Source organism: Sphaerotilus sp. (assembly GCF_041083715.1).
Taxonomy (GTDB): domain Bacteria; phylum Pseudomonadota; class Gammaproteobacteria; order Burkholderiales; family Burkholderiaceae_C; genus Sphaerotilus.
This window is the reverse complement of the sequence record NZ_JBFPGY010000216.1, coordinates 1-8,650: the sequence shown is the minus strand read 5'-3', so window position 1 is coordinate 8,650 and position 8,650 is coordinate 1. Positions and strand designations below refer to the sequence as shown.

The following is an 8,650-nucleotide window of genomic DNA, read 5'->3' as shown; positions in this document are numbered from 1 at the left end:
GGCACCGCCTGTCCGCCGGTCAGGTGTTCAGCGGTGCTTCAGGTGATCAGACGCGCCGCAGCCGCATCTGCCCAGGCAGCGGCACCGAGCGGCGCAGCACACCTTCGGCCAGCCACACCGCGGAGTCCCAGGCCCGCTGCGCGACGAAGGGCAGCGGGAGCTGCTGGTAGTCGTCGTTGAAGACCTCGAAGCTGTAGTCGCCGCGGTAGCCGAGCGCATCCAGCCTCAGCACCAACGCGGTGAGCGCCTCCGAGTGCACGCCCTCGCCGGGGAAGACCCGGAAATGGCGCGCGGTGTCCATGCGCTCCTGCGCGGTGCGGACCTCGTTCCACATGAAATCGGCCAGCTGGACAAGGTAGATCCTGGCCGGATCGATGTCGTCGAGCGCGTCCAGCGGCGTTTGCGTGGCCATGATGTGGTACGAGTCGATGCCGATGCCCAGATTCGGACAATCGGCGCGCTGCACCACGTCCCAGGACTGGTGGTATTCGTTGATGTGCCGCCCCCAGGACAGGCCTTCGTAGGCCACCCGCAGCCCATAGGGAATGGCCAGCATCGACAGCTTGCGCAGATCCCGGGCGATGGCGTCCACGTCGCCGGTGGCGTGCTGCGAGGTGGACGAGCAGGCCAGCAGCACCTTGGCGCCGAGCGCGTGCGCCATCAGGATCATCTGCTTGGCGATCTCGACCTTGTAGCTGTGCAGGTGGCCCGAGAGCCCCTCGAAATCGCGCAGCACCTGGAAGCCGGTGACGCGCAGGCCGCTGTCGCGCACCGCTTGCACCGCGACGTCCATGCCGCCGGGGTGACCGACGATGTCGCGGGCAGCCAGCATGATCTGGGTGAATCCGGCGGCACGCACCGCCTGGAGCTTGGCTTCGAGCGGGCCGGCCAGCGTGATGGTGTCCATGCCGAAATCGGCGACATTCCGGGCGATCTGCGGGGTCATGGCGGCCTCAGCGCTTGTCACGGACCAGCTCGAACACCAGTCCGCCCAGCAGCGGTCGGGTCAGTGCGCCACGCTCGTCGGTGCGCACGCCGTGGGTCGATTCGACAAACTCCACACCGCGTTCGCGCAGCATGGCCGCCGCCGCGAGCACATCGTCGCAGCCGAAGGCGATGCGCTGGAGCAGCTCGTCATGTTCGAAGGTGGCGGCGTCCGGATCGGGTTCGATGAGTTGCCAGTGGAACTGTCCGCACGGACTGGCCAGGATGCGCCCGCTGGTCAGCACGCCGAAGCTTTGCTCCCGTGGCAGCTCGGCGAAGCCGAACAGCTCGCCATAGAAAGCGGTCCAGTCATCGGCACGGTCCAGGCCGATGTACTGCACCACGCCGAACAGGTGCAGGCCCTGCTGTGCGGGCGGGTGCTGCTCGACGCCGGGAATGGGCACGAAGTCGACGTCGTAGATCGAGAACTCGCGGTGCCGGTCGACAAAGTAGATGCGGCTGGAGCCGACACCGTGGATCGCGGGGATGTTCAGCTCCATCACCTCGACCTGCGTCGGCACGGCCCAGGCGCCGAGTTCGAGCACACGCCGGTAGGCCGAGGCCGCGTCGCGCACGCGGAAGGCCACGGCAGAGATCACCGGCGTCTCGCTCGGTGCGGCCTGCCCGCTGAGGCCACCCTGGTGGGCGTTGACGATGATGTGCATGTCGCCCTGGCGGTAGAGCTGCACTTCGCGCGAACGGTGGCGCGCCACGGGCACGAAGCCCAGGCGCTCCAGCACCTGCCCCAGCGCCTGCGGGCGGCTGGTGGCGTATTCGACGAACTCGATGCCCAGCAAGCCGAGCGGATTGGGGAGTTCGCCGATGGCTTCGCGGTCGGCAACAGAGGCCAGGGTCATGGCGGGTCCTAGAAGTTGGAGAGGGTCAATAGCTCAGCCTCGCCACCGAACGCAGTACATCGGCCGTGGTGGTCGGCAGGCCGAAGTATTCGAGGTAGGCGGGAATCTGCTCGAAGAGCATATCGGAACCGACCTGCACCCGGCAGCCGCGCGCCGCCGCCGCGGTCAGGAACGCCGTCATTTCGGTCTTCATCACCACCTCGCCGACGAACGTGTCGGGCGACAGGCGCGCAATGTCGAGCGGCAGCGGGTCGCCTTCATTCATGCCCATCGGCGTGGCATTCACGACCAGATCGTGGCCGACCGGGTCGTTCGAGCCGGTGGACACCTCCAGCGCCGGGTACTGCTGGCGCAGCCGTGCGCCGAGCGCTTCGGCCGACTCGGCGTGGCGGTCGAACAGCGCGATCGCGCCGATGCCGGCCGCCGCCAGCGATGCCGCGATGGCGCAGCCCACGCCACCACTGCCGACCACCAGCACGCGCTTGCCCTGCAGCGCGAAGCCCTTGCGCAGCACACCGCGCACGAAGCCCTCCCCGTCGAACATGTCGCCTTCGAGGCGGCCGTCCGCGCCCAGGCGCACGGCATTGCAGGCGCCCGCGATCCGCGCCGTCGGCGAGACGACATCCACCAGACCAGTCGTCGTCACCTTGTGCGGCATGGTGATCAGCGCGCCGCGGATGTTCGTCAGCGTGAAGACCGCGCGCAGGAAGGCCGGGTAATCCGCGGTCTGGCAGCCCATCGGCACCACGACGGCATCGATGCCCGCCTGCTCGAAGTATGGGTTGTAGATCATCGGCGCCTTGAAAGCGAAGGTCGGGTAGCCGATGTGGGCGATCAGAGAGGTGTTGCCGTTAATGATGGGATTCCCCTTACTTGGGTTTCAAACCCTTTGCCGCGGTAGCTCAGTGACCGAGGATGTCGCCGAGGAACGCCCGGGTGCGCTCGTGCTTGGGATTCGAGAAGAACTCGGCTGGCGGGCCTTCCTCAAGAATTTCGCCACTGGCCATGAAGATCACGCGATCGGCCACAGCACGGGCAAAACCCATTTCGTGGGTCACGCAGATCATCGTCATCCCGTCGTTGGCCAATCCGACCATCACGTCCAGCACTTCCTTGACCATTTCCGGGTCCAGCGCAGAAGTCGGCTCGTCGAACAGCATGACCTTGGGCTCCATGCAGAGTGCACGGGCGATCGCCACGCGCTGCTGCTGGCCACCGGAGAGCTGGGCGGGGTACTTGTGGGCCTGCTCGTCGATGCGCACACGCTTCAGAAAACGCAGCGCAATGGTTTCTGCATCCTTGGCGCTCAAGTGCCGCACGGACATGGGTGCGAGCATGCAGTTTTCCAGCACGGTCAAGTGCGGGAACAGGTTGAATTGCTGGAACACCATGCCGACTTCGCTGCGGATCGCATTGATGCTCTTCGCATCGCCGGTGAGCTGGATGCCGTCCACGATGACCTGCCCCTTCTCGTAGGACTCCAGGTGGTTGATGCAGCGGATCAGCGTCGACTTGCCCGACCCTGACGGGCCGCACAGCACGATCTTCTCGCCCTGGCGAACCGACAGATTCACATCGGTCAGCGCCTTGAAGGAGCCGTACCACTTCTCAATGTGCTCCATCACGATCATCGGCTTGGATGACGCGGCAGGCGCGATGGCGGTTTGATTCATGACACCAGTTCCTTCTTAGACGAATCCGATTCCTGATGGATTTACTTGGCGACGAAGGGCACGCCTTCGATGCTTTCAGGGAAATGCACCATCGACGAACCCATCCACTTTTCCTGGATCTTCGCGAGTTCGCCATTCGCCTTGATCTTGTCCATGAAGGCATTGAGCGTGGCGTTGAGTTCCTTTTCGCCGAGACGCGAGCAGGCACCGTTGTAGAGCTTGGTGAACTCCAGCTTGTTCTCGAAGGTGCCAGGCTTGGCATCATTCAGGCGCTTGGCGTAGAACGCATTGCCACCGACGGCTTGCACCTGTCCGGACAGCAGGGCCTGGATGGTCGAGGCGTCATTGTCGAAACGCAGGATGTTCGTTCCAGCCGGCGCGTGCTTGGTCACGTCGGTGTCCTGGGTGCTCGAACGCGGCACACCGATGGCGATCTTCGCCATGTCCGCGTCGGCTTTGATCACCGTGGACTTGGCCGCGACCAGGTAGATGCTGTTCGCTACATAGGGCTTGCTGTACTGCACGGCCTTGGCGCGGTCGGGCAGCATGGCCATGGTGGCGAACAGCACATCCACGCGCCCGGAGGTCAGTGCGGGGATGCGGTTGGCCACTTCGAGCCCGGCAAATTCAACGTCGACACCCAGTTCCTTGCCGAAGGCCTTGGCCATGTCGGCATCGATGCCGTCGGCCTTGCCGGTGGCGGCATCGACAAAGCCCCAAGGAGGATTGGCCGCCTGGATGCCGACGACGAGCTTGCCCTTGGCCTTGATCTCGGCGGGCGTGACCGCCAAGGCACCTGTGCACAGGGTGACGCCTGCGGCGACCAGAGCGGCTGCCTTGAGCAGAACGCGGCGTTGGTTGAGAAGCTTGAATCCGTTGGTCATGGGAAGATTTCCTGGGTTCATGGGACAGGGTGAATCGGTCTTGGATCTTGAATCATGCGATCGACGCATGTTTACCTGGCGGCCGAGGCCAGTTTTCGTTCCAGATACGTCCCGTAATAGGACAACGGCCAGCAGATCATGAAATAGAGAACACCGACGATCGCGTAGACGACCAGCGGCTGAAAGGTCTGGTTCGCCACGATGCTGCCACTGCGCGCCAGTTCGGTGAAACCAACGATGGCCGCCAGCGAAGTACCCTTGATCAGCTGCACGAGAAACCCCACCGTGGCCGGCAACGAAATCCGGAGGGCCTGGGGCAGCACGATCTTGCGCATGCGGGTGCCATAGCTGATACCCAGGGCATTGGCGGCTTCGGTCTGACCACGAGGAACTGCATCGATGGAGCCACGCCAGATCTCGCCCAGGAATGCGCTGGCATGCAAGGTGAATCCAATCGCGACGGACACCCAGGCTTCGAGCTTCAACCCGACCAGCGCCAGGCCATAGTAGGTCACGAAGAGCTGCATCAGCAGCGGAGTGCCTTGGAACACCAGTATGTAGGCGCTGGTGACTTTTCGAAGCGTGGCGATCGGCGAGGTTCTGGCCAGTGCAATGCCCAGCCCGGCGATGGCACCGAAAACCAGGCCGATGATTGCCAGGCCGATCGTCCAGCGCAGACCACCCAGCAGGAACAGGAACTCGGAAATGTTGATGCCGTGCATTTACTTCACCGGATAGCGGAAGAGGCGGGACGTGACGACGGCAAAGCCACCCAACATCAGCGAGGAAATCGCCAGATACAGTACCGTGACGGCGCCATAGACTTCGAAGCTGCGGAACGAATCCGATTCGATGCGCTGCGCCACCGAAGTCAATTCATAGGCCGAGATCGCGGAGGCAATGCTGGTTGTCAGGGTCAGCAGGATGAACTGGCTTGCCAGCGAAGGAAACACGGCGCGCAGCGCAGGCACCAGCACGATCTTGCGAAAGATCAGCAGCTTGGGCAATCCCAGCGCCATGCCGGCTTCGATCTGTCCTTTGGCGATGGATTGAACACCACCACGAATGATCTCGATCGCGTAGGCGCCCCCATTGATTCCGAGCGCAATGATCGCCGTGGGGGTCGGATTGAGCCGGATACCTGCCAGCGGCAGCGCGAAGAAGATGAAGTAGATCTGCACCAGGAATGGCGTGTTGCGCACCACTTCGACAAAGCCGATCACCAGCCAGCGCAGCATGGCGAAGCGTGAATCCCGCAGCAGCACGCCGCCGATGCCGATCACAGTGGCCAGCAGCATGCCTGCGAGCGCCAACCCCATCGTGCCGGCGCAGGCCCACAGCAGATCGGGAAGTCCTGCGATGACAGGACCGAAGTCGAACTGGTAATTCAACGTGAGTGCTCCAGTGAGTGTTTCGGACAGACCGGCGGCGGCTCTTTGCTGCTGACCAAGTCCCAATGGAGACGAATAATGTACGAACTAGTTCGTTTTCACATCAATAGAAACCCTGATAGCCCTGGCAGGGCGGCCACTGCCAGGTGCCGGACTCCCGATGTCAGCGGCTGGTGCGGACGAAGCGCACGATCATCTCGACGATGCTGTCGCGCCGCACGGCGATGCTGGCGGGGTCGTCGAAGTCGTGCTTGAAGATGAGCGCGAAGGTGTGGCGGTTGGCCACGTTGAAGACCGACAGCGCCGAGATCGACATGTGCAGGTCCACCGGATCGATGTCCGGCCGGAACACCCCTGCGGCCACTCCGCGCTCGTAGACCGACCGCAGGCCGTGGATCGCCGGCACGTTGAGCTTCTGGATCGACTCGGAGCGGGCCAGGAACTCGCCCCGGTGCATGTTCTCGTTCATCACCAGGCGAATGAACTCGGGATTGGCACGCTGGTAATCGCAGGTGAAGGCCACCAGCCTGCGCAGTGCCGCTTCGGGGTCGAGGTCCTCGAGGTGCAAGTCGGTCTCGATGTGGCGGATGCGGCGGTAGGCCTCCTCCAGCACGGCGATGTAGAGACCTTCCTTGCTGCCGAAGTAGTAGTAGATCATCCGCTTGCTGGTGCGCGTCAACGCGGCGATCTCGTCGATGCGGGCGCCGGCCAGCCCCTTCTCGGAGAACTCGGTGGTCGCCACTTCGAGGATGTTGGCCATCGTCGCCTCCGGATCGTTGGTGCGGCCCGGTTCCGGCGCAACGGAGGTGTCCACGGTCTTGGCCTTGCGGGTGCGGCGGACCGGAGGGGTGTCAGGGGAGGCATCGTTCATATGGGCCGCAAGCATAGCGGCACCATGGCGGATCAGCTCGCCTGCAGCACCATCAGCCCGGCCGCCGTGTTCGAGATCGGAATGTGGTAGTTGCGGTGCACCTCCTCCACCTGTTCGCCGAGCGCCGCCCGCGTGGCCAGCCACATCAGCAGCTCGATGCCTTGCGTGCCGGCCTTCTCCACCAGTTGCGGGATGCTGAACTGCGTGGCCCAGTCCGGCTGCGCGCTCGCCAGGCTGTCCATGAACTGCAGGTCGAAGTCCTTGTTGATGAAGCCGGCCCGCTCGCCGTCGAGCTGGTGCGACAGGCCGCCGGTGCCCAGCACCATCACGCGGGCATCGCTGTCCCAGGTGCGAATTGCGCGGCCCACCGCCTGTCCGAGCTTCCAGCAGCGCGCCGCCGACGGCAGCGGAAACTGCACCGTGTTGATGCAGACCGGCACCACCTTCACCGGCCACACCTGGTCCGGCCACAGCAGCGCCATCGGCAGCGTGAAGGCATGGTCCACCAGCATTTCCTGGCAGGTGGTCACATCGAACTCGTCGTCGATCAGGCGCTCGATGAGGTGCCACGACAGGTCCTGCTCGCCAGGAAAGGCAGGCACCTGCGGGATGCCCCAGCCTTCGTCGGCGTTGGAATACGTGGGGGCTGCACCGACCGAGAACGTCGGCATCTTGTCGAGGAAGAAGTTCAGGCCGTGGTCGTTGTAGAACACGACCACCACGTCGGGCCGCGCCTGCGCGAGCCACTGGTGCACGGGCGGAAAACCGGCGAAGAACGGTTTCCAGTACGGGTCGTCCTGCAAGCCCTTGTGGATCGCGCGGCCGATGGCCGGAACATGCGACGTCAACACGCCGCCGAGAAGTTGTGCCATGGGAAGTCTCCTTGAAATCGGTGGGCGTGGCGGGTCAGTGGGCGTAGGCGGCCAGCTTGGCCTTGAACGCATCCTTGGTCATGCCGGTCTGCTGGGCGCCGAGGTCCTGCACGTCCAGCCCGAAGATGCCGGCGAACTTGGCGAGGTAGTAGACGTTGCCTCCGGCGTCGATGAGCTGCAGCACATTGCGGGCGCGGATCGCAGCCCGCTGCGTGTCGTTGAGACCGAAGCGGGCACAGTAGGCGTCCTCGTCCTGCACGAAGGCCGCGCGGTTGGCCGCGTCGTTGAACGAATAGCACATGCGGTTCAGCGCATAGCCCTTGCGGGCGAGGCGGCCATCGAACAGCGTGGTGCCCGGAATGCCGGGGATCTCGGGGGTGGTCATCGTCGGTCTCCTGAAAATGCAGCAAAGGCAGTGATTGCAGTATTCCGGGATCCAACCCATCGATAAAGCAGTGGATACTCATGTCTGGCATGAGTCATGTCGATGATTCGAAGGACCCCCCCGCAATGGACCACCACGATCTCGACGGTCAGCTGCTGCGCCTGCTGGTGGCCGTGCACGAAGAAGGCTCGGTCACCCGCGCCGCAGCGCGGCTCGGCGTGACGCAGTCGGCGGTGAGTCACCTGCTGGACAAGCTGCGCGCCATCGTCGGCGATCCGTTGTTCGTCAAGAGCGGCCGCGGCATCGCACCCACCGTGCACGCCGACCTGCTGGTCGAGCGCGCCCGGCGCCTGCTCGACGAGCTGCACGCCTTCAGCACCGCGGGTGCCTTCGACCCGGCCAGACTGGACACCACGCTCACCATCGCCGCCAACGACCTGCAGCGCGACGTGCTGCTGCCGCCGCTGCTGCGCCGCCTGCGCGCCGAGGCGCCGGGCCTGACACTGCGGGTGATTCCGTCCGGCGCGCCGCAGGCCGCGATGCTGCGCGACGAGACCTGCACGCTCGTGCTCACCCCGCGCCCGCCCGAGGCCACCGACATCCTGCAGCGGCGCCTGTTCGATGACCACTACCGCGTCTTCCATGATCCGCAGCACCGCACCGCACCGTCAACCGAGGCCGACTACCTCGCCAGCGAGCACGTCACCGTCGTGCACGACGCACCGCGGCGCAC

The 8,650-nt window shown here is 64.5% G+C and carries 11 protein-coding genes; 1 reads left to right on the top strand and 10 read right to left on the bottom strand.

Annotated features, from left to right (window positions below):
• Positions 1-46: 46 nt before the first annotated feature.
• The 10 genes from AB3X43_RS09525 to AB3X43_RS09480 all read right to left on the bottom strand — a co-directional run bounded on the left by AB3X43_RS09525 (position 47) and on the right by AB3X43_RS09480 (position 7,917).
• Entirely contained in the window at positions 47-946 is a 900-nt protein-coding gene (locus AB3X43_RS09525; RefSeq protein WP_369429601.1) for a sugar phosphate isomerase/epimerase family protein, read from the bottom strand.
• Between the two features lie 7 nt (positions 947-953).
• On the bottom strand, positions 954-1,841 hold the full coding sequence (locus tag AB3X43_RS09520; RefSeq protein ID WP_369429600.1) for a VOC family protein: 888 nt from the start codon (positions 1,839-1,841) through the stop codon (positions 954-956).
• 25 nt (positions 1,842-1,866) lie between these two features.
• Positions 1,867-2,700: a shikimate dehydrogenase family protein gene (locus AB3X43_RS09515; RefSeq protein ID WP_369429603.1), complete on the bottom strand. Its 834-nt coding sequence runs from the start codon at positions 2,698-2,700 to the stop codon at positions 1,867-1,869.
• A gap of 43 nt (positions 2,701-2,743) precedes the next feature.
• Positions 2,744-3,514, bottom strand: a complete 771-nt coding sequence (locus AB3X43_RS09510; protein ID WP_369429599.1) for an amino acid ABC transporter ATP-binding protein — start codon at positions 3,512-3,514, stop codon at positions 2,744-2,746.
• 41 nt (positions 3,515-3,555) lie between these two features.
• Positions 3,556-4,398: a transporter substrate-binding domain-containing protein gene (locus AB3X43_RS09505; protein ID WP_369429598.1), complete on the bottom strand. Its 843-nt coding sequence runs from the start codon at positions 4,396-4,398 to the stop codon at positions 3,556-3,558.
• 71 nt (positions 4,399-4,469) lie between these two features.
• On the bottom strand, positions 4,470-5,120 hold the full coding sequence (locus AB3X43_RS09500) for an amino acid ABC transporter permease (RefSeq protein ID WP_369429597.1): 651 nt from the start codon (positions 5,118-5,120) through the stop codon (positions 4,470-4,472).
• The gene (locus tag AB3X43_RS09495) at positions 5,121-5,789 is read right to left on the bottom strand and encodes an amino acid ABC transporter permease (RefSeq protein ID WP_369429596.1); all 669 of its coding nucleotides are present in this window, start codon (positions 5,787-5,789) and stop codon (positions 5,121-5,123) included.
• A gap of 163 nt (positions 5,790-5,952) precedes the next feature.
• The gene (locus AB3X43_RS09490) at positions 5,953-6,660 is read right to left on the bottom strand and encodes a TetR/AcrR family transcriptional regulator (RefSeq protein WP_473965104.1); all 708 of its coding nucleotides are present in this window, start codon (positions 6,658-6,660) and stop codon (positions 5,953-5,955) included.
• A gap of 32 nt (positions 6,661-6,692) precedes the next feature.
• Positions 6,693-7,532 (bottom strand): class III extradiol dioxygenase family protein, encoded by an 840-nt coding sequence (locus AB3X43_RS09485; RefSeq protein WP_369429595.1) that lies wholly within the window; start codon positions 7,530-7,532, stop codon positions 6,693-6,695.
• Positions 7,533-7,566: 34 nt separating this feature from the next.
• A complete protein-coding gene (locus AB3X43_RS09480) occupies positions 7,567-7,917 on the bottom strand; it encodes a protocatechuate 4,5-dioxygenase subunit alpha (protein WP_369429593.1) in 351 nt (116 codons plus the stop codon).
• 125 nt (positions 7,918-8,042) lie between these two features.
• Between AB3X43_RS09480 and AB3X43_RS09475 the strand changes: the two genes are divergently transcribed.
• On the top strand, positions 8,043-8,650 hold a 608-nt coding region (locus tag AB3X43_RS09475; RefSeq protein WP_369429592.1), incomplete at its 3' end, for a LysR family transcriptional regulator.